19 protein-coding genes are annotated in these 25,842 nt (G+C 47.9%); 10 read left to right on the top strand and 9 right to left on the bottom strand.

Going from position 1 to position 25,842, the window contains the following annotated elements; translation table 11 throughout:
* Positions 1–304 precede the first annotated feature (304 nt).
* The 7 genes from rpoB (at position 305) to ACH3Y6_RS10995 (ending at position 13,691) form a co-directional block, all read left to right on the top strand.
* Positions 305–4,108, top strand: a complete 3,804-nt coding sequence (gene rpoB, locus ACH3Y6_RS10965; protein WP_490835652.1) for a DNA-directed RNA polymerase subunit beta — start codon at positions 305–307, stop codon at positions 4,106–4,108.
* Positions 4,109–4,223: 115 nt separating this feature from the next.
* Positions 4,224–8,507, top strand: a complete 4,284-nt coding sequence (rpoC, locus tag ACH3Y6_RS10970; protein WP_490835653.1) for a DNA-directed RNA polymerase subunit beta' — start codon at positions 4,224–4,226, stop codon at positions 8,505–8,507.
* A 160-nt stretch (positions 8,508–8,667) separates the two neighbouring features.
* A complete protein-coding gene (locus tag ACH3Y6_RS10975; protein ID WP_490835654.1) occupies positions 8,668–9,258 on the top strand; it encodes an OmpH/Skp family outer membrane protein in 591 nt (196 codons plus the stop codon).
* Positions 9,259–9,311: 53 nt separating this feature from the next.
* On the top strand, positions 9,312–10,754 hold the full coding sequence (locus tag ACH3Y6_RS10980) for an APC family permease (RefSeq protein WP_490835655.1): 1,443 nt from the start codon (positions 9,312–9,314) through the stop codon (positions 10,752–10,754).
* A complete protein-coding gene (locus ACH3Y6_RS10985; RefSeq protein WP_490835656.1) occupies positions 10,751–11,749 on the top strand; it encodes a bifunctional heptose 7-phosphate kinase/heptose 1-phosphate adenyltransferase in 999 nt (332 codons plus the stop codon). Before ACH3Y6_RS10980 ends, ACH3Y6_RS10985 begins: the two co-directional genes overlap by 4 nt.
* Positions 11,750–11,976: 227 nt before the next feature.
* On the top strand, positions 11,977–12,924 hold the full coding sequence (locus ACH3Y6_RS10990) for an isoaspartyl peptidase/L-asparaginase family protein (RefSeq protein WP_490835657.1): 948 nt from the start codon (positions 11,977–11,979) through the stop codon (positions 12,922–12,924).
* Between the two features lie 89 nt (positions 12,925–13,013).
* Positions 13,014–13,691, top strand: coding sequence for a 2-C-methyl-D-erythritol 4-phosphate cytidylyltransferase (locus ACH3Y6_RS10995; protein WP_490835658.1), 678 nt, complete (start codon positions 13,014–13,016; stop codon positions 13,689–13,691).
* Here ACH3Y6_RS10995 and ACH3Y6_RS11000 read toward each other — a convergent pair.
* The 5 genes from ACH3Y6_RS11000 to fabG form a co-directional block, all read right to left on the bottom strand.
* Positions 13,680–14,594 (bottom strand): hypothetical protein, encoded by a 915-nt coding sequence (locus tag ACH3Y6_RS11000; protein ID WP_490835659.1) that lies wholly within the window; start codon positions 14,592–14,594, stop codon positions 13,680–13,682. The two genes, ACH3Y6_RS10995 and ACH3Y6_RS11000, sit on opposite strands and share 12 nt — an antisense overlap.
* A gap of 38 nt (positions 14,595–14,632) precedes the next feature.
* Positions 14,633–16,003 carry a sugar transferase gene (locus ACH3Y6_RS11005; RefSeq protein ID WP_490835660.1) on the bottom strand — a complete coding sequence of 457 codons (1,371 nt, stop codon included), beginning with the start codon at positions 16,001–16,003 and terminating at the stop codon, positions 14,633–14,635.
* Between the two features lie 2 nt (positions 16,004–16,005).
* The gene (locus tag ACH3Y6_RS11010) at positions 16,006–16,980 is read right to left on the bottom strand and encodes a Gfo/Idh/MocA family oxidoreductase (protein WP_490835661.1); all 975 of its coding nucleotides are present in this window, start codon (positions 16,978–16,980) and stop codon (positions 16,006–16,008) included.
* Positions 16,981–17,069: 89 nt separating this feature from the next.
* On the bottom strand, positions 17,070–18,875 hold the full coding sequence (locus tag ACH3Y6_RS11015) for an acyl-CoA dehydrogenase family protein (protein WP_490835662.1): 1,806 nt from the start codon (positions 18,873–18,875) through the stop codon (positions 17,070–17,072).
* A gap of 68 nt (positions 18,876–18,943) precedes the next feature.
* Positions 18,944–19,681 carry a 3-oxoacyl-ACP reductase FabG gene (gene fabG, locus ACH3Y6_RS11020; RefSeq protein ID WP_490835663.1) on the bottom strand — a complete coding sequence of 246 codons (738 nt, stop codon included), beginning with the start codon at positions 19,679–19,681 and terminating at the stop codon, positions 18,944–18,946.
* Positions 19,682–19,840: 159 nt separating this feature from the next.
* On the opposite strand from fabG, the gene ACH3Y6_RS11025 reads away from it, so the two are divergent.
* The 3 genes from ACH3Y6_RS11025 to ACH3Y6_RS11035 all read left to right on the top strand — a co-directional run bounded on the left by ACH3Y6_RS11025 (position 19,841) and on the right by ACH3Y6_RS11035 (position 23,251).
* The gene (locus ACH3Y6_RS11025) at positions 19,841–20,572 is read left to right on the top strand and encodes an FkbM family methyltransferase (protein ID WP_490835664.1); all 732 of its coding nucleotides are present in this window, start codon (positions 19,841–19,843) and stop codon (positions 20,570–20,572) included.
* A 189-nt stretch (positions 20,573–20,761) separates the two neighbouring features.
* Positions 20,762–21,187, top strand: coding sequence for a response regulator (locus ACH3Y6_RS11030; RefSeq protein WP_490835665.1), 426 nt, complete (start codon positions 20,762–20,764; stop codon positions 21,185–21,187).
* A 468-nt stretch (positions 21,188–21,655) separates the two neighbouring features.
* Positions 21,656–23,251: a M20/M25/M40 family metallo-hydrolase gene (locus ACH3Y6_RS11035; RefSeq protein ID WP_490835666.1), complete on the top strand. Its 1,596-nt coding sequence runs from the start codon at positions 21,656–21,658 to the stop codon at positions 23,249–23,251.
* 57 nt (positions 23,252–23,308) lie between these two features.
* Here ACH3Y6_RS11035 and ACH3Y6_RS11040 read toward each other — a convergent pair whose 3' ends face one another.
* The 4 genes from ACH3Y6_RS11040 to ACH3Y6_RS11055 form a co-directional block, all read right to left on the bottom strand.
* Entirely contained in the window at positions 23,309–24,145 is an 837-nt protein-coding gene (locus tag ACH3Y6_RS11040) for an MBL fold metallo-hydrolase (RefSeq protein ID WP_490835667.1), read from the bottom strand.
* Between the two features lie 62 nt (positions 24,146–24,207).
* Positions 24,208–24,447, bottom strand: coding sequence for an acyl carrier protein (locus ACH3Y6_RS11045; RefSeq protein WP_490835668.1), 240 nt, complete (start codon positions 24,445–24,447; stop codon positions 24,208–24,210).
* Positions 24,448–24,600: 153 nt separating this feature from the next.
* Entirely contained in the window at positions 24,601–25,050 is a 450-nt protein-coding gene (locus ACH3Y6_RS11050) for a DUF1573 domain-containing protein (protein ID WP_490835669.1), read from the bottom strand.
* A gap of 188 nt (positions 25,051–25,238) precedes the next feature.
* Entirely contained in the window at positions 25,239–25,760 is a 522-nt protein-coding gene (locus ACH3Y6_RS11055; RefSeq protein ID WP_490835670.1) for a DUF2911 domain-containing protein, read from the bottom strand.
* Positions 25,761–25,842 lie beyond the last annotated feature (82 nt).

Genomic DNA, 25,842 nt, shown 5'->3' on the forward strand with positions numbered 1-25,842 from the left:
TTAATAATTAGCAATTAATAATTAATAAATTTTAAAACTATTAATTATTGATTGCTAATTTTTCATCTCTGGCCTGACAGCTTGCCAATTTTGGTGATTTCTTTTCCACAGCGGGGTGGTTTGGTCCAAAATTTGTTTTTTAAGTTGTCCCCCATTCCTTACCTTTGCCATCCTTATTTTTGGGCTAATTAGCGGGTGGACATTTGTATCATTTTGTTTGAATGATGAATGAGCCGATTGTACGTTAAGAGAATCTTCCAGTTCTCCCCAAATTTTTTTCGCACAAAAACCGGTTTTCACACATATGTCTACAACTACATTGAACAACAGGGTCGGCTTCGGTAAAACCAAACATTTAGCGGATGCCCCTGACCTGCTCGACATTCAGTTAGAATCATTCAGAGAATTTTTTCAGTTAGAAACAACGCCCGACAAACGTAATGTGGAAGGCTTGTTCCGTGTGTTCAAGGAGAACTTTCCTATCACCGACACGCGAAACATTTTCATGCTGGAGTTCCTGGATTATTTCATTGATCCGCCACGTTACACCATTGAAGAGTGTATGGAGCGTGGATTAACGTATGCCGTTCCTCTGAAGGCCAAACTCCGTTTGAGCTGTAATGATGAGGAGCACGTAGACTTCCAGACCATCGTACAGGATGTGTTCTTAGGAAACATCCCTTACATGACACCCCGCGGTACCTTTGTGATCAACGGTGCTGAGCGTGTGGTGGTATCGCAGTTGCACCGTTCACCCGGTGTATTCTTCGGTCAGTCCATTCACCCCAACGGAACCAAGATCTACTCTGCCCGTGTGATCCCTTTTAAAGGCGCCTGGATGGAGTTCGCTACCGATATCAACAACGTGATGTATGCGTACATCGACCGTAAGAAGAAATTCCCGGTAACCACGCTGCTGCGTTCCATCGGTTTTGAAACGGATAAGGATATCCTGGAACTGTTCGGTATGGCCGATGAGGTGAAAGCCGATAAAAAATCACTGGCCAACCAGGTAGGTAAGAAACTGGCTGCCCGCGTTCTGAGAACCTGGGTGGAAGATTTCGTGGATGAGGATACCGGTGAGGTAGTGAGCATTGAGCGTAACGAGATCGTGATGGAGCGTGACACCGTTCTGGACGAAGAAGCGATCGCTACCATCATTGAGATGGAAGTGAAGAGCGTATTCATCCAGAAAGAAGACGTGGGTGGAGATTACGCCATCATCTATAACACATTGAACAAGGATACTTCGAACAGTGAACTGGAAGCGGTTCAGCATATTTACCGCCAGCTGCGTGGTGCTGATGCTCCGGATAATGAAACTGCCCGTGGTATCATCGATAAATTATTCTTCAGCGACAAACGTTATGACCTGGGAGAAGTTGGTCGTTACAAGATCAACCGCAAACTGGGACTGGATTACCCGCTGACCAAAAAAGTACTGACCAAGCAGGACATTATCGAAATCATCAAATACCTGGTTCGCCTGACCAATGCCAAAGCAGAGATCGACGATATCGATCACCTGAGCAACCGTCGTGTGCGTACCGTGGGTGAACAATTGTATGCCCAGTTCGGCGTGGGTCTGGCTCGTATGGCCCGAACCATCCGTGAGCGTATGAATGTTCGTGATAACGAAGTGTTCACACCTGTTGACCTGATCAATGCAAGAACCTTATCGTCTGTGATCAACTCGTTCTTCGGAACATCACAGTTGTCGCAGTTCCTCGACCAGACCAATCCTTTGAGTGAGATCACGCACAAGCGTCGTATCTCCGCACTGGGACCAGGCGGTCTGAGCCGTGAGCGTGCGGGCTTTGAGGTTCGTGACGTACACTATTCACACTATGGTCGTCTGTGTACCATTGAAACACCGGAAGGACCGAACATCGGTCTGATCTCAACCCTTTGCGTACACGCCGCCATCAACGATATGGGCTTTATCGAAACCCCTTACCGTAAGGTGTCGGGTGGTAAAGTGAACATGAAGGAATTGACTTTCCTGAGTGCGGAAGAAGAAGATACCGCGAAGATCGCCCAGAGCAATTCGCCACTGACCGAAAAAGGGGAGTTTGCAGAAGACAAGGTTGTATCGCGTCAGACTGGTGATTTCCCGATCCTTGATAAAGAAGAAGTAGAATATATGGACGTTGCGCCGAACCAGATTGTTGGTTTGAGTGCTTCGCTGATTCCGTTCCTGGAGCATGATGACGCCAACCGTGCGTTGATGGGATCGAACATGCAGCGTCAGGCAGTTCCTTTGTTACGTCCGGAAGCACCTATCGTAGGTACCGGTCTGGAAGGAAAAGCAGCGCGTGATGCACGTATCCAGATCCACGCTGAAGGCAATGGTGTGGTAGAATTTGTGGATGCTACCGAAATCCATGTACGTTACGACCGTAATGACCTGGACCGTCTGGTGAGCTTCAATGATGACCTGCAGATCTACAAACTGACCAAGTTCATTAAAACCAACCAGGCAACCTGTATCAATCTCCGCCCTGCGGTGAAGAAAGGACAGAAAGTGAAGAAAGGCGACTTCCTGACAGAAGGATACGCAACCAAAGACGGAGAACTGGCACTGGGTCGTAACCTGCAGGTGGCATTCATGCCATGGAAGGGTTACAACTTTGAGGATGCCATCGTGATCAATGAGAAAGTGGTTCGCGAAGACCTGTTCACTTCTGTACACATTGAAGAATACGAACTGGAAGTACGTGATACCAAACTGGGTGAAGAAGAGCTGACCCCGGATATCCCGAACGTTTCTGAAGATGCTACCAAAGACCTGGATGAGCATGGTATTATCCGTATCGGTGCCACCATCAAAGAAGGTGATATCCTGATCGGAAAGATCACACCGAAGGGTGAATCAGATCCTACTCCGGAAGAGAAACTGCTGCGCGCCATCTTTGGTGACAAAGCCGGTGATGCAAAAGATGCTTCTCTGAAAGCTCCTAACGGAACCGAAGGTGTGGTGATTGATAAAAAACTGTTCCAGCGCGCCAAGAAAGACAAGAATGGCAAGATCCGTGAGAAAGCGCTCTTGGAGAAAGTAGAGAAAGTGCACCAGCAGAACACAGAATCACTGAAAGAACTATTGCTCGACAAACTACAGACCCTGTTGAAAGACAAAGCGTCTACCGGTGTCAGCAACAACTTTGGTGAGATGCTGATCGGTAAGGGCGCCAAGTTCAATAACAAGAACCTGGCTACCATCGATTACCAGAATGTGAACCCATTGGGCTGGACCGGTGATGCAAAGACCGATGACCAGATCAACACATTGCTGCACAACTACAGCATTAAGTATAACGAAGAACTGGGTCGCTATAAGAGAGAGAAGTTCAATATTTCCATCGGTGATGAATTACCGGCCGGTGTATTGAAACTGGCGAAAGTGTACCTGGCTGTTAAGCGTAAGCTGAAAGTGGGAGATAAGATGGCGGGCCGTCACGGTAACAAAGGTATCGTTGCCAAGATTGTACGTGCAGAAGATATGCCGTTCATGGAAGATGGTACACCGGTTGATATTGTACTGAACCCGCTGGGGGTACCTTCCAGGATGAACCTGGGTCAGATCTATGAGACCATCCTGGGTTGGACCGGTAAGCGTCTGGGACTGAAATTCTCTACCCCGATCTTTGATGGTGCTTCTACCACGCAGATCGAAGAGTACTGTGAGCAGGCGAATATTCCAAGGAACGGACATACTTACCTGTATGATGGTGAGACCGGAGAGCGTTTCCACCAGAAAGCCACCGTGGGTGTGATCTACATGATCAAACTGCACCACATGGTAGACGATAAGATGCACGCCCGTTCGATCGGACCATACAGCCTGATCACACAGCAGCCGCTGGGTGGTAAGGCACAGTTTGGTGGACAGCGTTTTGGTGAGATGGAGGTATGGGCACTGGAAGCATATGGTGCAGCCAACATCCTGCAGGAATTGCTGACCCTGAAATCGGATGATATCATCGGCCGTGCGAAGACTTACGAAGCCATCGTGAAAGGTGATAATATCCCTCGTCCGGGTGTTCCGGAATCGTTCAATGTATTGGTACATGAACTGAGAGGTCTGGGACTGGATCTGAAATTTGAGTAAGACAGCTTTGAGCTACGGGCCCAGCGCTACGAGCCGGAAACATGTCTGAAAGGAATTTAAAACGTATAACAAGAGCTCGGGGCTCACAGCTCACAGCTCGCAGCTAATAAAAAATATGGCAATCAAAAGAGATAACAAACCGAGACCAACGTTCTCCCAGATCACTATCAGCTTAGCATCTCCTGACAGTATCCTGGAAAGAAGTTTTGGCGAAGTTTTAAAGCCTGAGACCATCAACTACCGTACCTACAAGCCGGAGCGCGATGGTTTATTCTGTGAAAGAATTTTCGGACCGGTAAAGGATTATGAGTGTGCCTGCGGTAAGTATAAGCGTATCCGTTACAAGGGTATCGTTTGTGACCGTTGCGGTGTGGAAGTTACCGAGAAGAAAGTGCGTCGTGAGCGCATGGGTCACATCAAACTGGTGGTGCCTGTGGTGCATATCTGGTACTTCAAAAGTTTACCAAACAAGATCGGTTACCTGTTGGGTATGAGCTCCAAGAAATTGGAGACCATCGTTTACTATGAGAGATATGTGGTGATCCAGGGTGGTGTGAAAGATAACCTGAGCATGGGTGATCTGCTGACCGAAGAGGAATACCTGGACATCCTGGATAATTTGCCCAAGGACAACCAGTACCTGCCGGATGATGATCCGCAGAAATTCGTTGCCAAAATGGGTGCCGAAGCGGTGCATGCTTTACTGGAAAGGATCGACCTGGACAGTTTGAGCTTCTCACTGCGTAACGCTGCAGCCACAGAAACCTCTCAGCAACGTAAAGCAGACGCTTTGAAGCGTTTGAGCGTGGTTGAATCTTTTCGTGATGCCAGCACCCGTATCACCAACCGCCCTGAGTGGATGGTGATGCAGTATATTCCGGTTATCCCACCAGAACTGCGTCCGCTGGTTCCGTTGGATGGTGGCCGTTTCGCCAGCTCTGACCTGAATGACCTGTACCGTCGTGTGATCATCCGTAACAACCGTCTGAAAAGGCTGTTGGAGATCAAGGCGCCTGAAGTGATCCTGCGTAACGAAAAACGTATGCTGCAGGAAGCGATCGATTCACTGTTCGATAACAGCCGTAAATCAAACGCGGTGAAAGCAGAAGGTGGTCGTGCGCTGAAATCACTCTCTGATGTACTGAAAGGTAAACAGGGACGTTTCCGTCAGAACCTGTTGGGTAAACGTGTTGACTACTCCGGCCGTTCGGTGATCGTGGTAGGACCTGAGCTGAAGATCCATGAGTGTGGTTTGCCAAAAGATATGGCTGCTGAATTGTTCAAGCCATTTGTTATCAGAAAACTGATTGAAAGAGGTATCGTGAAAACAGTGAAGTCGGCCAAGAAACTGGTTGACCGTAAAGAAGCTGTGATCTGGGATATCCTTGAAAATATTTTGAAAGGTCACCCGGTACTGCTGAACAGGGCCCCTACACTTCACCGTCTGTCTATCCAGGCGTTCCAGCCCAAGCTGGTAGAAGGTAAGGCGATCCAGCTGCACCCGTTGGTAACCTCTTCCTTCAACGCCGACTTCGACGGTGACCAGATGGCGGTGCACGTGCCTTTGAGCAATGCTGCGATCCTGGAAGCCCAGTTGCTGATGCTGTCATCACACAACATCCTGAACCCACAGAATGGTACGCCGATCACCCTGCCTTCACAGGACATGGTACTGGGTCTGTACTACATCACCAAGGGTAAGAAAACCACAGAAACCGAGATCGTAAAAGGTCAGGGTATGGCTTTCTACAATATGGATGAAGTGATCATCGCATACAACGAAGGACGGGTTGACCTGCACGCGAATATCAAGGTAAAGACCAATGTACGTGAGAACGGACAGCTGGTGAAAAAACTGATCGATACCACTGTAGGACGTGTATTGTTTAACCAGCACGTGCCTGTGGAAGTAGGATTTGTGAATGCGCTGCTGACGAAGAAAAGCCTTCGTGAGATCATTGGTGACATCATCAAGATCACGAACGTGCCTAAAACAGCGAAGTTCCTGGATGATATCAAAACACTCGGATTCCGTATGGCCTTCCGTGGTGGATTGTCGTTCAGCGTGAATGACCTGATCGTTCCTGAGATCAGGGAGCAGCTGCTGGATTCTGCCAAAGACGAAGTGAATGAAGTGTGGGAAAGCTATAACATGGGTCTGATCACCAATAATGAGCGTTACAATGCAGTTATTGATATCTGGGGCCGTGTGGATATGAAGATCACCGAAAGCCTGATCCGCGAAATGACACATGACAAACAGGGCTTCAACTCTGTATTCATGATGCTGGATTCCGGAGCCCGTGGTAGTAAAACACAGGTAAAACAGCTGGTAGGTATTCGTGGACTGATGGCAAAACCACGTAAGAGTGGCAGCACCGGAAGTGAGGTAATTGAGAACCCGATCCTGTCTAACTTTAAAGGTGGTCTGAACGTATTGGATTACTTCATCTCTACGCACGGTGCCCGTAAGGGTCTGGCGGATACGGCCCTGAAAACGGCGGATGCGGGTTACCTGACCCGTCGTCTTGTAGACGTATCACAGGATGTGGTAATCTCGGAAGAGGATTGCGGAACATTGCGTGGTAATGCAACAACAGCGTTAAAAGACAACGAAGATATTATTGAACCACTGTCAGACAGAATTGAGGGACGTACGTCTCTTCATAATGTGTACCATCCTGTTACCGAAGAGCTGATTATCCTGGCGGGTGAAGAGATTTCTTCAGATGTGGCCAAGCAGATCGAGGAAGCCGGAATTGAAACCGTTGAGATCCGTTCTGTACTTACCTGCGAAAGCAAACGTGGTGTCTGTGTGAAATGTTATGGTAAGAACCTGGCAACCGGTTACCTGGCACAGAAAGGAGATGCAGTGGGTATCATTGCGGCACAGTCCATCGGTGAACCTGGTACCCAGCTGACACTGCGTACTTTCCACGTGGGTGGTGTTGCGGGCTCCGCTTCTGTAGAGTCTACTTTACAAGCCAAGTTCGATGGTACGATCCAGTTCGATGGTCTGCGTACCGTAGATACCGTGAACAACGAAGGCGAGAAAGTGAAGATCGTTATTGGCCGTACCGGTGAGGTAAGGATCATGGACGTGAAGAATGACCGCCTGTTGATCACCAACAACGTTCCTTACGGTGCTACGCTGAATATCAAAGACGGTGCACAGGTGAAGAAAGGAGATGTGATCTGTACCTGGGATCCGTTCAACAACGTTATCGTTGCAGAACAGAATGGTAAGATCCGTTTTGAGAATGTATTGGATGGTATCACTTATCGCGATGAGTCTGACGAGCAGACCGGTCACCGCGAGAAAGTGGTCATCGAAACAAAAGATAAGACCAAGATCCCGACCATCATTGTGGATGGTAAGGAAAGCAAACAATACAACCTGCCGGTTGGCTCACATATCGTGATCGAAGAAGGTGACGATGTGAAAGCAGGACAGGTACTGGTTAAGATCCCGCGTGTGTTAGGTAAACTCCGCGATATCACGGGAGGTCTGCCACGTGTAACTGAACTGTTCGAAGCGCGTAACCCGGGTAATCCTGCGATCGTTTGTGAGATCGATGGCGTGGTGGCATTCGGTAACGTAAAACGTGGTAACCGCGAGATCATTGTTGAGTCAAGGGATGGTATGGTGAAGAAATACCTGGTGCCGCTGACAAGGCAGATCCTGGTACAGGATGGCGACTTCGTGAAAGCAGGTACGCCGATGTCTGACGGACAGATCGCACCGGCCGATATCCTCGCTATCAAAGGACCATTTGCGGTACAGGAATATGTGGTGAATGAGATCCAGGAAGTATACCGTTTACAGGGTGTGCGTATCAATGATAAACACATTGAAGTGATCGTTCGCCAGATGATGAAGAAAGTGGAGATCGTTGATGCCGGAGATACCAAGTTCCTGGAGGAGGATCTGGAAGACAGGTTCGACTTTATCGAGGAGAACGACAGGATCTTCGACAAGAAAGTGGTTACCGAAGCAGGTGAAAGCACCAAGATGAAACCAGGGATGATCATCACCCTGCGTGAACTGAGGGAAGAAAATTCCATCCTCCGCAGAAGTGATAAGAAACTGGTGGAAGTAAGGGATGCAAAACCAGCTACAGCCACACCGGTATTGCTGGGTATTACCAAAGCTTCTCTGGGCGTACAAAGCTGGATCTCTGCGGCTTCCTTCCAGGAGACCACCAAGGTGTTGAGCCAGGCGGCTATCCAGGGTAAGACCGATTCTATGCTGGGTCTGAAGGAGAACGTGATCACAGGTCACCTGATCCCTGCAGGTTCCGGTCAGAAAGAGTTCGAGAACATGATCGTAGGTAGCAAGGAAGAGTACGAAGTACTGGCCACTACCCGCGAAGCCATGAGCTTTGACGAAGAAGAGTAAGCATTACAGATTACCGGAATTTTTATATGATTGATAGAAAGTAGGAAGTGAAAGCTTCCTACTTTTTTTAACATTATCATCGTGGGGGTTATCGCTCATTATATCGGAGTCTTTCTTTACATTCACACAAATTCATTTGCATCATCATAATCAGCATTTCATGAAAAATCTGAGCCTTGGTCTGAACATTGTATTGGTTGTAGCGGTAGCTGTTTTGTTTTACCTGCATTTTTCTTCACCTGCTGCTGCTGACAGGGTATCCACCGTAGGAACCAAAGCAGTTCCTGCCGGAAGTTTCAAGATCGCTTATTTTGAAACGGATTCTATTCAGAACCAGTTCGAGTATTTTAAAGAAGTGAGCAGTGAACTGCAGGCCAAAGACCAGGCTAATGCCAGGATCCTGGGCGATATGAAAAATACATTTGCCGCCAAGTACCAGGAGCTGCAGAAAGTGGCGGCCTCTCTGTCGCAGGCAGAACTGGCCAGCAAACAGCAGGAACTGATGCAGATGGAAAAGACCTTCCAGGGAAAAGAGAAAATGATGAGCGATGAGATGCAGGACGAGCAGTTCCGTAAGATGCAGGATGTTAAGAAGAAGATCGAGGACTACCTGAAAGAGTATAACAAGGATAAAGGATATGCTTTCATCCTGTCCAGTTCTCCTGACCTGATGTACCTGAAAGACACGGTGTACAACATCACACCCGATGTGATCAGAGGCCTGAATGCCTTATATAAGAAGAAAAAATAAACTTCGATCATATTTATTATCTTCATCCCGCTATCAAAAAGCGGGATTTTTTTATGACCCAAACGACCTCCTTCAAACCAACACTGGGACTGTTTGATGCCACCATGATTGTTGCAGGAAGCATGATCGGTTCTGGTATCTTTATTGTTAGTGCAGATATTACCCGCAATGTGGGTAGCGCCGGTTGGCTGATTATGGTATGGCTGATCACCGGTTTCATGACCCTGACAGCGGCATTGAGTTACGGGGAGCTGAGTGCCATGTTTCCCAAGGCCGGGGGGCAATACGTATACCTCAAAGAATCCTATAACCCATTGGTGGGTTTCCTGTACGGATGGAGTTTTTTTTCGGTGATACAGACAGGTACCATTGCTGCCGTGGGAGTGGCGTTCTGTAAGTTTGCAGGTTATTTTTTTCCGTCACTGGAGCTGACCGATGCCAATGTGTTATTGACGATAGGATCGTTCAAGATTTATCTTGCGCAGATCGTATCCATTTTGCTGATCGTTTTTCTTACCTATATCAATACCCGGGGTATCAAGGGGGGGAAGCTCATCCAGACCACGTTCACAATGACCAAACTGCTGTCCTTATTCGGACTCATCATTTTCGGGTTCATCATGGCCAAAAGCGATGTGTGGGATGCCAACTGGCAACATGCCTGGAGCATGCAGAAGATGACCGGCAGCGCGGACACCAACCTGAATTTGGATGCCACCATCATCACACCACTGATCGGTGCTGCCGCTATTGGTGCCATTGCCGCGTCCATGGTAGGTTCCATATTCAGCAGTGATGCATGGAACAACGTAACCTTCATCGCAGGCGAGATCAAGAATCCGCAGAAAAATATCGGGTTCAGTCTTTTTTTAGGTACCCTGATCGTTACCATCATCTATGTTTCGGCTAACCTGATGTACCTGAGCGTATTGCCGTTGCATGATATTGCTTTTGCCAAGGCAGACAGGGTGGCGGTAGCTGCTTCCAATGTGATCTTTGGTGATGTGGGCACTTATGTAATCGCTCTGATGATCATGGTATCAACCTTCGGCTGTAACAACGGGTTGATCCTGGCGGGTGCCCGTGTGTATTATACCATGGCACAGGATGGACTGTTCTTTAAAAAAGCGGGTACACTCAATAAGAACGCGGTCCCTGAATGGGCATTGTGGGCGCAGTGTATCGTGGCATCCCTGCTTTGTTTGAGTGGAAAATATGGCGACCTGCTGGATATGGTATCGTTCATCGTGGTCATCTTTTATGTACTCACGATCGCTGGTATCTTTATCCTCCGGAAAAAAATGCCAGGGGCCGAAAGGCCTTACAAAGCGTTCGGGTACCCGGTATTGCCGGCTTTGTATATGCTGATGGGTATTGCATTCTGCGTAATGCTGATCATATATAAGCCCAGTTTCACCTGGCCCGGACTGATCATTACCCTGATCGGTATTCCATTGTATTACCTGGCTGTGCGTAATTCAAAAAAAGAGGCATGATGGATTTCAAAAAACTGTTCGCAGGTTTTTCCGATAAGAAAGTGGCCATTGTGGGCGACCTGATGCTGGACACGTATTGGTGGGGGGTGGTAGAGCGGATCTCTCCCGAAGCGCCCGTACCTGTGGTAGCTTTGAAAAAGAAAGAACTGCGGGTGGGAGGTGCTGCCAACGTGGCATTGAATACGGTATCGTTGGGTGCACAGACAACCATATTTTCTGTAGTGGGGAAAGATGCTGATGGCAAAGAGCTGATGCGTTTACTGAACGAAAACCGCATCAATACAGCATACGTAGTAGCTGCCGAAAACAGGATCACTACCAACAAAACCCGCATCATGAGCCGCAATCAGCAGATGATGCGGCTGGATGCAGAGATCACAGCAGATATCGATGCAGCGGACGAGACCAGGCTGATCAACCAGGTGGCCGCTTATTTCAAAGCAGGCAGACCAGATATCCTGATATTCGAAGATTATAATAAAGGGGTACTGACCGCGAGGGTGATCAGGGAACTGATTGCATTGTGCAAGGAATATGGGGTGGCAACCAGTGTAGATCCCAAGAAGAAGAATTTCCTTTCTTTCCAGGGGGTGACCATTTTCAAACCCAACCTGAAAGAAGTAAAGGAAGGCTTGAACCTGCTGGAAGATACCGTTGATATGAAGACGCTCAGTCATATGCATAAAGGCTTGCAGTCACACCTGCAGCACGAAATATCGTTTATCACTTTGTCTGAAAAAGGGGTGTTTTACCAGCAGGGTGATGAACAGAAACTGATCCCCACCCATGTCCGTAATATTGCGGATGTAAGCGGTGCCGGCGATACGGTGATAGCAGTAGCATCCCTTGTTTATGCCAGCACCCGCAACATGCTGCTGGCTGCCGAGATGGCCAATATTGCCGGCGGACTGGTTTGCGAAGAAGTAGGCACCGCACCGATCGACCGGCAGAAGCTCTTGCATGAGTGCGAGCTGTTGTTGAGACGGCAGTCGTGAATCGTGAGATGTGAATCGTCAGTCGTGAATTGTCAATTGTGAATGGGCTGGTCTATTGCCTCCCCACTCACTACTTACCACTCACGATTCACGATTCACGTATCACGCCCTAAACGTCCTGCAACAAATCCAGTCCGGGCTTGAACCTTCTCTAATGTTCCCGTTCAATAATTCGATTTTCTCAGTTGACTAAATATCTATTTTCGACGTCGATAAGCGGAAAAGATATGTCAGATTTTACCATAGTATTACATGGTGGTGCAGGCACCATCCTGAAGGAGGATATGACCCCTGCTTTGGAGCAGGCTTACTGTGAGGGTCTGCAGCAGGCGCTGGACCTGGGGTACGCCGTGCTGGAACAGGGAGGAACAGCGGTGAACGCCGTAAAAGCGGCACTGGTGATCCTGGAAGATAATGTGTTGTTCAATGCCGGCAGGGGAGCTGTATTCACCAAGAAAGGCGTTCAGGAAATGGATGCGGCCATCATGGATGGAAGTGATTTGTCAGCCGGGGCAGTGGCCGGAGTGCGTAACGTACGCAACCCGATAGAACTGGCCACCGAAGTGATGCGTAACAGTAACCATGTTTTCCTAAGTGGTAAAGGAGCCAATGATTTTGCCATCAAACAAGGGGTAAAACTGGAACCGGATGAATATTTTTTCTCGCAGTTCCGCTACGACCAATGGAAAGCCATCCGTGATTCGGATACCTATTCTTTGGATCATACGAACCACCACCTGGAAGAACTGATGCGCGACAAGAAATTCGGAACCGTAGGGGCCGTTGCCTGTGACAGTAAAGGGAACCTGGCCGCTGCCACTTCTACCGGCGGCATGACCAATAAGAAATATGGACGCATAGGGGATAGTCCGGTGATCGGTGCCGGTACCTACGCCAACAATGCCACCTGTGCTATCAGTTGTACCGGACACGGGGAAATGTTTATCCGTAGTGTTGCTGCTTATGATGTAAGTTGTCTGATGGAATATAAGGGACTGAGTTTGCAGGAAGCCATGGATACCGTGGTGAACCGGAAACTGATGGCTTTGCAGGGAGAAGGCGGTATGATTGGTGTAGACGCCAAAGGCAATGCTGCCATGGTATTGAACAGTGCAGGCATGTACCGTGGAATGAAAAATAGTAAGGGTGTTACGGAAGTTTCTATCTATAAATAGGTATATTTGGGATAGGTCTATGAACATGAGAAAATAAAGGAGCTACCCTGGTAGCTCTTTTTTGTTAGTGCAAAACAAGGAATGACACCATGAAGAAATATGCAGTGATCGTGGCGGGCGGCAGCGGGCAAAGGATGGGAACATCCATACCCAAACAATTTCTGCTGTTGCAGGGTAAACCTTTGTTATGGTATTCCCTGCAAGTGTTCCTGCAGGCTTTTGATGATTTGCAGATCATCCTGATAGTTCCGGGTGATAACCTGTTGGAAGGAGAACAACTTGCGAAAGAACTGAATGGGGGCTCGCGCATCAGGGTGATCACAGGCGGTAGTACCCGCTTTCATTCCGTGCAGAATGGACTGGCATGTGTCACTTCCCCTTCTATTGTTTTTGTGCACGATGGTGTGCGCTGCCTGGTGAGTGCAGACCTTATCCGGCGTTGTTATACACAGGCATTGGAAAAAGGAAGCGCCATACCTGCCGTGGCGGCCACAGACAGTATCCGGGTGGTAGAAGGTGCCGGGCATCTTGTAATGGATAGAAACAGGGTCCGTATTATCCAAACCCCGCAGACTTTTCAGAGCGAATTACTCCTGACTGCTTTTCAACGGGACTATACCGACAGCTTTACGGATGAAGCAACGGTAGTAGAGGCTTCCGGCAAAGAAGTGTTTTTAATTGAAGGCGAATACACCAACATCAAAATTACGCGGCCGGTTGACCTGCTGGTTGCAGAAAGGATCCTGGCAGACCGGTCATCTCTTTAACCACCGTAACGGCCAGGGCAGGCGATTGTCATGGTAATGAAAGTAGGGTTGCGCTACTGCACCGAATGATTCATAAAAGTTTTTAACGCCGGGTAATTCAGAACCTTCCATATCCAACAATAAAGGCTGGCCGGAAAACTCCTGTATGATCTGGTCGATCAGCCAATGATTGGCTTCTTTGTGACGTCCACCAGGAAGGGTGGTGTTCATCAGGTTATATATGCGCCGACTGTCTTTCAATAGTAACGCAATGGCTAGCAACCCGCTCTGCTGATCGCTGACCGATCGTACCAGGCATTGTTCTTTTGATTGCAAATCTTCACAAAGCAATTGGAACCGTTGGTAGTCGTCAGGCTGTACCTGTTGCATCCTGGAACCATATTGTTCCCTGAAATGTGACACTGCTTCCTGTATACTGCCATGGCTGTACACCAGTGATAGTTTTTCAGCTTTCCTGATATTTTCTTTCAGATCGCTTTTGTAATGTGTTCTTATCTCCTCTATGGATCGGTCAAGCGGAATGACCAGATTGGTTTTGGTTATCACCGGAACTGATTTCAGAAAGTCTTTGTTCAGAAAATTAAAATGAATATCGGCATAGAGAACAACGCTTCTGATCATCGGTAGTAGCGTTTCCATTGAAACGGACCTGCTATCGCCCACGAGTCCTAACTGTTGTATGAAAGCGGGTGTGTAAGCGTAACGGATCCCCCATTTTTTTCGAATCGGCAGGGGCATTACTGCTTCGTAATCGTTAACCACGATACCGTACCATTGTGTGGACAAAGCATTCAGGTAAGTGGTGTTGGCATAGATGAGTCCATTGGTCTGCTGCTGTATGCAGTGGTCCCATTGCTGGTACCCGATACTGCAGGAAGGCAGGATTTGAACAGTTGGTTTCATCAGGTGAAAAATACCGCAATATTTAGAGGCGGAAAAGATTATTTTCCTTTGCCCGAGAGAATAATACGCAGGCTATGCATCATGATCTTGAAATCAAGCAGGAGAGAAGCATTCTCTATATAGATGAGATCGTACTCCATCCTTTCAATCATCTCATCCACACTGGAAGCATAACCGAACTGTACCATGCCCCAGGAAGTAAGACCGGGTTTGGCCCGAAGCAGGTAGCGGTAGTAGGGGGTTCTTTGCATGATCTGGTCGATGTATTCCTTTCTTTCAGGCCTTGGGCCGATCAGGCTCATATCGCCCCTGATGATATTCCATAACTGTGGCAATTCATCCAGCCGCCATTTGCGCATGAATTTGCCCCAGGCTGTGATGCGCGGATCGTGATCGCTGGACAGTGCGGGGCCATTTTTCTCTGCATCAGCTACCATGCTTCTGAATTTATAGATGGTGAAAGGTTTGCCTTTGTAACCGATTCTTTGCTGGCTGTACACAATACCACCTTTTGATGAAAGGGCTGTACGAATGGCGATGAATAACAACAATGGACTTAACAGGATCAATGCGGTAACGGATAAGAGCAGATCGAACAGGCGTTTTACATTCTGCTCCCGGGCCGACAGGGCACTGCTCTGGATATCGATCAGCATAGCACCCAGTACGTTGTTGGTTTTAACAGAACCCGAAAGTATGTCGAGCGTATCGGGCACCAGTTTGATATCCACATCCTTCTGTGCCAGTCGGTTCACCAGCTCTTCCGTAAGCAGGTGTTGTTTCTTTTCCAGGGCAAGGATCACTTTTTCTACCTGGTGTTGGTCGATCAGAAGTTCCAACTGTTCTGTTGTACCCAGATGAGGCAGCCATTTGCCTAAACCGTTCCGGGTTTCGGGAGTGACTGTGATGAAACCGATGGTCTTAAAACCGAGATAACGATAGTTTTTATTGAGTTCTTTATACAGTTTTACAGCTTCCGGGGTATTACCAATGATCAGTGTGTTGAAAACGATATCACCTTTTTCGAGTGCGATCTTCACCTGGTATAATAGCAGGTTCCTGCCCAAAAAAACCAGTAGGAATTGCAGGACAAAATAGAGCAGGAAGGAATTGACAGAAAAAGATTCATTGCCGGGAATAAACCATAGGATCAGAAAAGATCCCAGGAAACTGTAGATCAGGGTTGACGTGAATTCGTTCAGCCTTGATTTTTCATAAAGGGATTGGGTATAGTTACCGGCAAATGCATATAGGATAATCCAGACAAGGCCCAGTGCCAGGGCTCTCAGTATTGCTGCCAGGCTGAAGCCACCGGATAGATAATAGGCGTAAAATAACAGTAAACCGGTTACAGAAAAAAGATAATCGCTGATAAGGTACCAGCTGATATTTTTTTTTCGGTTAGGCATGGTCAGACGAGTATACTGGTATTGTTGATCTTCTCCAGTATCTGGTGGGCCACTTCCATGGCCAGGAAACCATCGATCTCACTCACAACTGTAGGTTTGTGGTTGAGGATAGAATCTACAAATGCTTCCAGTTCCAGTTTGATGGCATTGAGTGGTTGTACGGTAGGGTTGGCAATAGCAATGGTTTTTTTACCGTTCAGGGTATCTATGTCGAAGGAGAAAACATTGGTGTCATCGGGTTGTTTCAGTTTGATGATCTCTGTTTTCTTTTCCAGGAAATCGATCCCGACATATGCGTCTTTCTGGAACAATCGCATTTTTCGCATCTTCTTCATGCTGATGCGGCTGCTGGTGAGGTTGGCCACGCAGCCATTGTTGAATTCGATACGGACGTTGGCGATATCCGGCGTTTCTGTCATAACGGCCACACCGCTGGCAGAAATATGTTTCACATCACTTTTCACCAGGCTCAGGATAATATCGATATCGTGGATCATCAGATCGAGGATCACGCTCACTTCCGTACCCCTCGGGTTGAATTGTGCCAACCTGTGCACTTCGATGAACATGGGGTTCAGCGGCATGTCTTTGATGGCCAGGTAAGCCGGATTGAATCGCTCCACATGTCCTACCTGCAGTTTGATATTGGCTTCCCGGACCATATTCACGATATCCCGTCCTTCCTGTATGGTATGTGCCAATGGTTTCTCTACAAATACATGTTTGCCTTTACGGATGGCCTGCATGCAGATGGCGAAGTGATGATCTGTGGGAGCGATGATATCGATGATGTCACAGGCATCCATCAGTTTGTCTTCATCCATGTACCGTTTCAGGCCGTATTGCTCACTGACCGCTTTGGCATTCTCGTTGTTGGGGTCAAAAAAGCCCACCAGCTTCACACCTTCAATTTCCTTCCAGTTGTTCAGGTGAAACTTACCCAGGTGGCCCACTCCAAAAACTCCTACTTTCAGCATATTGATGGCTTTTTATCAGGCGGTAAATATAATTATTCGCAGGCTTTCTGCTGGTGACCGGACAAAGATGTGGATATTCTCCTGCCATATCAGGCAAAGTAATCCAAGTTCTTTACCTGGGTTAATCCCCCGTGTGCCAGCAGGGTATTGGCACAGGCTTCTGCATGCGGCATTTCATAACGGAAAAAGAAATGAAGGGTATGGATCTTGCTTTCGTAAAAAGCCGGTGTATTCCGGCTGAAATCTTTTTTCGCTATCCTCTCTGCCGCTACCGCAGCCTGTTTCAGCCACTGCCAGCCGATCACTACATACGATACCATTTCCATGAATACGGTGGCATCCGCCAGGTAAAGGTCAATGTCTCCTTTCAGGGCAAAACGGGTAAGATGTCCCAGAACGCATTCGATCCGGTTCAATTCCTGTGCCAGCATTTCGGCATGCTTCTGCAGTTCGAGGTATGCATTGGCCGATTGTATGGTATGTTGAATCTCTTCGACCAGTAAGGCCAGCGCTTTTCCCTTCTCCATGGTCACTTTACGGCCCAACAGATCAAGCGATTGTATGCCGGTGGTTCCTTCGTAGAGCGACATGATCTTCAGGTCCCGGTACAATTGCTGAACAGGGAAATCGGTGGTATAACCGTATCCTCCCAGGGTTTGTATGGCCAGTGCAGCGGAACGGCTTCCCTGTTCGGATGCGTAGGTCTTTACAACAGGGGTCAGTATCTCCAGCAGCAGTTGGTATTTCTGTTTTTCTTCCTCACCGGCCACATGCGTCAGGTCGTATAACCGGTTACATTCCATGACCAGTGACAGCGCCCCTTCTGCTATGGCTTTCTGTGTGAACAGCATGCGTTGTACATCCGGGTGATGGATGATGAGGGTAGGAGGCTGGGAGGGGTCTTTCTCGCTGGCCAGCCTGCCCTGCGGCCGCTCCATGGCATATTGCAGCGAAGCCTGGTAAGCGGCCATGGCAACCGATGCCGCACTTTGTCCTACACTGATCCTGGCGCCGTTCATCATCTGGAACATATAGCTGAGTCCCTTATGAGGTTCGCCCACCAGGTAGGCATGACAATCATCGTTGTCGCCGAATGACAGATGGGTAGTAGCATATCCTCTTTGTCCCATTTTCTGGAAATCGCCTGCACAGTAAACATCATTGTAAGTGAGACTGCCATCTGTTCCTGGCCGGAATTTGGGTATGATGAACAGGGAGATCCCTTTTACACCGGCAGGGGCGCCCTGTATCCTTGCCAGGGTAAGGTGTACAAAATTCTCGCAGGCATCGTGCTCACCGCCCGAGATAAAGATCTTTTGTCCTTTTACAGTATAATAGCCCTTGCCGGTAGGCGTTGCAGCACAAACAATATCTGATAAGGAACTGCCTGCCTGCGGTTCCGTAAGTGCCATGGTTCCCTGCCATTCACCGGAGAAGATCCTGGGCACATAGGTGGCGATCTGCTCAGCAGAACCGAAACTGGTAATCAGTCCGGCGGCACCTGCAGACAACCCGGTATATCCTTCCACTCCATTGTTGGCAGCCTGGAACAGGTGATGCCCGGTGCTGAAGATCATTTCGGGTAATTGCATGCCACCGTGTTCGAAAGAAGCATATCCTCCGATCCAGTTCTGCTCAGCCGCTTTCCGGATGATGGTCTGCAACTGCGGGTGTGTTCTCACACCACCTTTACCGTCATACTGCGCGGGAGAAGCATCCATCTCTTTGAAATAAGGAAACATCTCCTGCTCAGCCAGCAGTTTAGCCGATTCAATGATCATCCATGCCTGCTCCCCATCCAGATGCGAAAAATGTTCATACGAAAACAGCTCCTCCACCCGGTGAACATCAAACAGCAAAAACCGCAGATGCTCCATACTTGTAAAACGTGCCATACTATTAAATTTATTACTACTCTCAACATTCACTCATTCACTCATCCACTCATTCACTCATTAAATAATCACCTCGCACTCCCCCCATCTATCGTTAAGCAGATACCATTGACATAAGCAGCTTCATCAGATGCGAGGTATAGATAACCGTAGGCGATATCCAGTGGTTTACCCCAATGCCCCACAGGGATCAAAGGGATCATTTTTTGTTTTACTTCTTCAGGTATGGCCTGGGTCATCTGTGTTTCTATAAAACCCGGGGCAATGCAATTGGCAGTGATGCCGAATTTACCTAGTTCCAGCGCCCACACTTTGGTCATGCCGATAATGGCCGATTTGGTAGCCACATAATTCGTTTGCCCGTAATTTCCTCTCAGTCCCACATTAGAAGAAGCGGATACGATTCGTCCATACCCTCTTTGTTTCATGTGTTCGGCAATGATCTGCGTACAGTTGAACACACCGGTCAGGTTGACTGCGAGTACCTGTTCCCAATCATCCTGCCCCATCTTAAGCAGCGTTTTGTCTTTGGTGATACCGGCATTGTTGATCAGGACATCTATTTTACCGAACTGGCCGATTGTGTCAGCAGCGGCATCGGTTATTTGTTGCCTGTCTGTTACGGATACCTGCCGGAACAATACCTTATGTCCTTCTGCAAGTAATTTGTCAGCGAGTTCCTTTCCGGATGCGGTAATGTCCCAGATGGCGACTGCGGCCCCTTCTTTGAGGAATAATTCGGTAGTTGCTAATCCGATACCAGCTGCACCGCCGGTGATTACAGCAACTTTATTGGCTAATCGCATGTATCGATCTTTTATATTTTGATGACTACCTTAGTAACGGATGTTTTGTGTTGCGTATCTTTTCAAGGTGCTGTTTCAACAGTAACCCATACCTTGAATTTACAATGAATCGTTGAAAACAGCTGGTTCTGTTTTATTTTTAACAGGTCAATTTTTCGCATGCTTAAAGACAGAATCCGCGGCTGGTGTCAGCAATTGCTCGGTTTAGAGCATTATCTTTTTGTGTTTGCCCGGATCCAGGTTTTCCGAACCCGCTACCTGGGTCATCAGCCAGAATTCAGGTTCTTTATGCAGCTGATACGGGGAGAGGGGATATTACTGGATATTGGTGCCAATATAGGCACCATGACGGTGCTGCTGGCCCAGCAGTTTCCACAGTGCCGGGTGTATGCATTTGAGCCGGTACCAATGAATGTAAGGACGGTTCGAAGATTAGTGGGGCTCTTCGGCCTTCGTAATATAACCATATGTGAAACGGCCCTGGGTAATACCAACGGAACACTGACCATGGTAAGCCCCACCCGTGAAAAAAGCCATATGCATGGGTTGAGTTATGTATGGCAGGGACCGGCAGGAGCCTATCCGCCCGGGGCATTTGAGGTACCGGTGGCTACACTCGACGATCATCCTGTGCTGCAGCAAGTGCAAAGGATCAGTGCGGTTAAAATAGATGTTGAGAATTATGAATACTATGTACTGCTTGGAGGAGTGGAACTGTTGCGGCGTCACAGGCCTCTTGTGTATGCCGAACTCTGGAATGATGCCAAACGCACGTTATGCATGCAGTTGATGCGGGAGCTGGGTTATCGCGTAGCCATTTTTAAAAAGGACAGACTGGTCGAATACCAGGGAGAAGATGCACTGAACTATTTTTTTCTACCCGGGCAGTAAGGGCAGATGCATGATGTTTAATTGAAATGTAAACCGGCGGCATAGTTTTTGTCCCGCTTACCCTGTACTTACAAGATATCAATTACCTTCGCTGCAGGTAAAAAGAATTCATTTCGTTTTCCTGAAAGATGCATCTTTGCCAGGTACGAATGATTGTCCGGGCCTGCTAATGTTTCAAACGAAGAACCAATGCTCAAAAAAGTACTTTGCGTTGATGATGATACGATCTCTCTGACGATCTCCCAACTGCTGCTGAAGCGGACAGGTTTTGCATTGGATGTGGATACCGTGATAGATGGCAGTGAAGCACTCGAATATTTTGAAAAATTATTTTCTGAAGTAGCGGACCCTTCGGCGGCGGCTCCGGAACTGATCCTGCTGGACATTAACATGCCGGTAATGAATGGTTGGGAATTCCTCCAGGAATACGATCCCCGCTTTCGTGATAAATTGCCGAACACGCATATCGTTATCCTTTCATCCACCATCGACCCCGAAGATTTTGCATTGGCAAAACAATACCCCGTGGTGGCACAGTTCATCAGCAAACCGTTGAGTGTAGAAAACCTGGAAGAGCTGAAAGAAAACCCGGTGATGAAGCCACTGTTCTCTTAAATAACGTCTCTTTTGATGCAATGACTTTGATCAGTAGCCATTCGGTTGCAGTATCGCTGTATCTGGTATATTGATTGCCGGCACTTACCGGCATAAAAAAAGCTTTGTAGAAGTTGTTCGTCCTACAAAGCTCGTGTAGCATCCCGCTACAGGGGGTTTTCAAGGAATAAGACCGGTTACGTCTTGGATGAACTGGCCGGTCAGTTTAGATCTTTACAAAGGATTCTTAGATGTTACTCTCATTATGGCCAGAACAGGGTTCTTTGCTTAATGTGATACCATAAAGTAACTAAGTATTCTTTTTTGCACCTATCAGGCATTTTTTGATTTTAGGGTAATGAATAATTGATTATTTGTAGGGTAAAAACTACATATTGTTATTTTCAGGTGTTGGGCGGCTAAAAAGCCGGTTTCGCACGTTTATCCCAATTATTCGGTTGCTTACCAATGTTTTAATACATTGGTCACATGAAAACCTCTCATTCTTTACTGCGTTTCGGCCTCGTCAGGTACCTGGCCGGGTTTTGTATGCTGAGTTTTGTGCTGAATACCACCCCGGTTCTTGCCCAGTCGCAGGAGTCTGTGGTTGAGCAGATCCTGAAAGAAGGCAACACGAACTCCCAGCTTGAACCATTGGCCCATGAATTATTAGATAGGATCGGTCCCCGTTTGGTGGGTACCCCGCAGATGAAACGTGCCAACGATTGGGCGGTTGAAAAGTATACCGGTTGGGGTATTCCTGCCCGGAATGAAAAATGGGGCGAATGGAAAGGATGGGAAAGAGGCATCAGTCATATAGACATGATCGCTCCCTGGGTAAAAAGCCTGGAAGGCACCCAGTTGGCCTGGAGCCCTTCTACCAAAGGCAAAGCTATCACTGCGGAGTTGATCATCCTGCCAGACCTGGTTGATTCGCTGGCTTTTGCACAGTGGCTGCCCAATGTAAAAGGCAAATTTGTGATGGTATCCATGCAGCAACCCACCGGCAGACCCGATCAGAACTGGCAGGAATTCGGTACCAAAGAATCGTTCGACAAACTGAAAGCTACCCGGCAGGAACAGACGGAAGCCTGGGCAAAACGCATTAAAAAAACAGGGCACTCTGTGCGCATGTTACCCATCATCCTGGAGAAAGCCGGAGCGGCAGGTGTGGTGGGCAGTAACTGGTCGCAGGGTTTCGGTGTGAACAAGATCTTCAGTGCTTATACATCCAGCATACCTACCGTGGACATAGCACTGGAAGACTACGGATTGCTGTACCGTTTGGTAGAATCGGGCGATCATCCGAAGATCAGTGTACGTACCGATTCGAAAGAGCTGGGTACTGTGCCCGCTTACAATACCCTTGCAGAGATCAGGGGTACAGAAAAACCGGATGAATATGTGATGCTCTCCGCGCATTTCGATTCATGGGATGGTGGTACCGGCGCTACCGATAACGGTACGGGCACACTTACCATGATGGAAGCTTTGCGTATCCTGAAGAAAGTATACCCCCATCCCAAAAGGACCATACTGGTAGGGCATTGGGGCAGTGAAGAGCAGGGGTTGAATGGCTCACGTGCTTTTGTGGAAGACCATCCGGAAATCGTTGCCAAACTGCAGGCCTTGTTCAACCAGGATAATGGTACAGGCCGTATTGTGAATATTTCCGGGCAGGGTTTCCAGCATGCAGGGGAGTATCTGACGCGTTGGTTGTCTGCGGTTCCCAAAAACATGCGCGACTCCATTAAAACCAATTTTCCGGGAACACCCGGTGGTGGTGGCTCTGATTTTGCTTCATTTGTGGCAGTGGGTGCCCCTGGTTTTTCATTGGGTGCACTGAACTGGTCTTATTTCAACTATACCTGGCATACCAACCGCGACACCTACGATAAAGTGGTATTTGATGACCTGCGCAATAACGCATTACTCACCGCTATCCTGGTGTATATGGCTTGTGAAGACCCGAATACCTTCCCCAGGGATAAGGCGGTATTGCCCAATGACCGTACCGGCAAACCTGTTCTGTGGCCAACGCCTACCAAAGCCATCCGCAAAGGACCGGTAGCCCCGACCAATTGATCAGTATCAAATAACCATAGTGAAAAGCCTCCTCCGGGAGGTTTTTTTCTGCGGTGATCAGAACAGCGAAAGCTGTACCTGTGATGATGCAGGAGCTTTGGTTTGCCGTATGACCTGTGCAGTTCCATGCGCCTGTATATGATATACTTCTGTTTCCTGGTAGCGGGAAGCCACCACGATCCGTGTATTACCTGCGTGCTGCTGAAACAGATCTTCCACCAGCTTGGGATGGTTGTTGTTCTTGGAAAGATGCGCCAATACCAGGTGGCTCATATGAGCGGGTCTGTGCTGCAGAAAAAGTTCTAAAGCCTGTTCATTGGAAAGATGTCCCTGTCCGCCACTGATGCGCTTTTTGAGGTGATAAGGATAATTGCCTTTTTCGAGCATATTCACGTCATAATTGGCTTCGAGAAAAGCAGCATGACATTGTTTGAAATGTCGGATCAGCTGTTCACAGGCAATCCCCAGGTCGGTGAATACGCCTACGTTCACATCGCTGGAACTGACCAGGAAACTATGCGGTTCGGCAGCATCATGAAATTTTGGGAAAGCCGTAATGGCCATATCTCCAATACCGATAGTGTCATGGGGCTGAAAATGCCGGATCAGGTCGGCCTCAATGGGAATATGACTGTTGGAATAAGTGGCTGCTGTGATATAAACAGGTAAACGAAATTTTTTGGATAGTGCAGGTATCCCGGTAATATGGTCACCATGTTCATGCGAAACGAAAATGGCTTTTACCTGTGCCATTTCCAGCCCCAGCCGTTTCATCCTTTTCTCTGTTTCACGGCAGGAGATGCCTGCGTCTATCAGCACTGCTTCCTGGCCGTTACCTACATAATAGCAATTACCGTTGCTGCCCGAGTTAAGAGAAGTGATGTATAGCGACATGGGTTACAAAACTAACACCAATATCGGTATTCTGCCGGGTTAATCGGCATACAGAAAAGATCTCAGCTCAATCGCTGTTTTCTGACAGCTGCCAGCAACTGTTCCACATTGCCGATGTTTTCCTGCTCGTTTTGTGCAATGGATACATGCCATTTGTTTTCTACCGCATTCAGCAGGTATTGCATTTCCCAGTCAACCAGTTCCAGGTCCTTCTTCAGATCCGTTGCGGGACTAATGGGTGTAAAAGAAATATTCAGTTTTTGTTTCAGTATTTTCTGGATACCGTTGAGTAAGGGTTGCATATGGTTCGGTTTCTTATTCACAAGAAACTTCATAGACCAAAAACGTTGCCAGAAGCTTATTAAGATACTGTTAAAAGCGGTTGACTTATACATATAAAAAAGACCCCGAAGCAGAATCTGCCCCAGGGTCTTTTTTATATGTAGATAAGAAATTTAGTGCTTATTAGGAGCTGCCTGTTGTACGGGAGCAGCTGCAGTTGTAGCGGTCTGTGCTTTTACCTCGCCTTTGATCACCAGCACTTTCTGGTTGGGACTGGCGTTGGAAACCACCGTGATTGTTTTGGTGAAAGGTCCCATGGATGCTGCATTGTAAATGGCTTTGATAGAAGCAGTGCCACCTGGTTTTACAGGTTCTTTAGGCCATTCGGGCGTGGTGCAACCACAGGAAGCCGTAACAGACGTGATAACCAGAGGCTCTTTGCCGGTATTCTTGAAAGTGAATACATGGTTCACCGGTGTGCCTTGTGGAATGGTGCCGAAATCATACGTGTCGGCTGTAAATGTCATCACAGCCTGGGTGGATGAAGTGTTTTGTGTCTGGGCATGTGCTGTTGTCAGACCCACAAAAAGAAGAAAACTGACTCCCGCTAATATTTTTTTCATTGGTTACTATTTTCCGGAAAGATAAAGATTTTATTGTTTACGCAGCCTGCTGTATCCTGACAGGTGTTCTATAAAAAATACTGTCATAGGTATTGTTTTGATCAGCAGACTTACTCCCTGCGTTCAGGGTTTGTTACATCAAGAGCCTGCTGTTGGGAAACAGCAGGCCCGGTTAGCAATTTTTCGGCTTATTTGATGTGTACGGGCACATCCAGGTTCTCCCAGCTCAGTACGAAGCCTTTGTCGTTGATGTTATACACCAAACGCTCGTTCATGCTGGCTGATTTCTTCGGTTTCACTGTTACACGAAATACGTCTTTGGCCGGATCAGCTGTGGTCTCACCCTGGCGGGTGATACCCCACTGACCAGTTTGAGCATTCACGATGATGGTCCATTCTGTTTCTCCGGGGATGGCATAGATGCTGTATTTACCAGCCGGCAGTTTCTTGCCTTCAACGGTGATGTCTTTATCTGTTTCCAGGATGGTTGCCTGGTTGGCTCCGGCGCGCCATACCTTGTTATAAGGTACCAATGCTCCCCAGATCTGGCGGCCTTTTACGGAAGGACTGCTGTACCTGATGGTGATATTGGCGCCATGGATGGTGCCGGTGGCAGTGGCTGCAGGACTGGCCTGCGACCAGCTAAGGGTGCTGATGCAGGACAAGGCAAAGCTCAGTACAACAGTTTTGAGAAAGGTTGTTCTTTTCATAGTGTGGTTTTTTATTATTTAATGTGGTAAGGTTACGATATAAGAAAATTACAGGTTTCCGGAATCAATGGGTCTGTTTTTA

The sequence above is a fragment of the Sediminibacterium sp. FW305-C-269 genome (genome assembly GCF_058231045.1).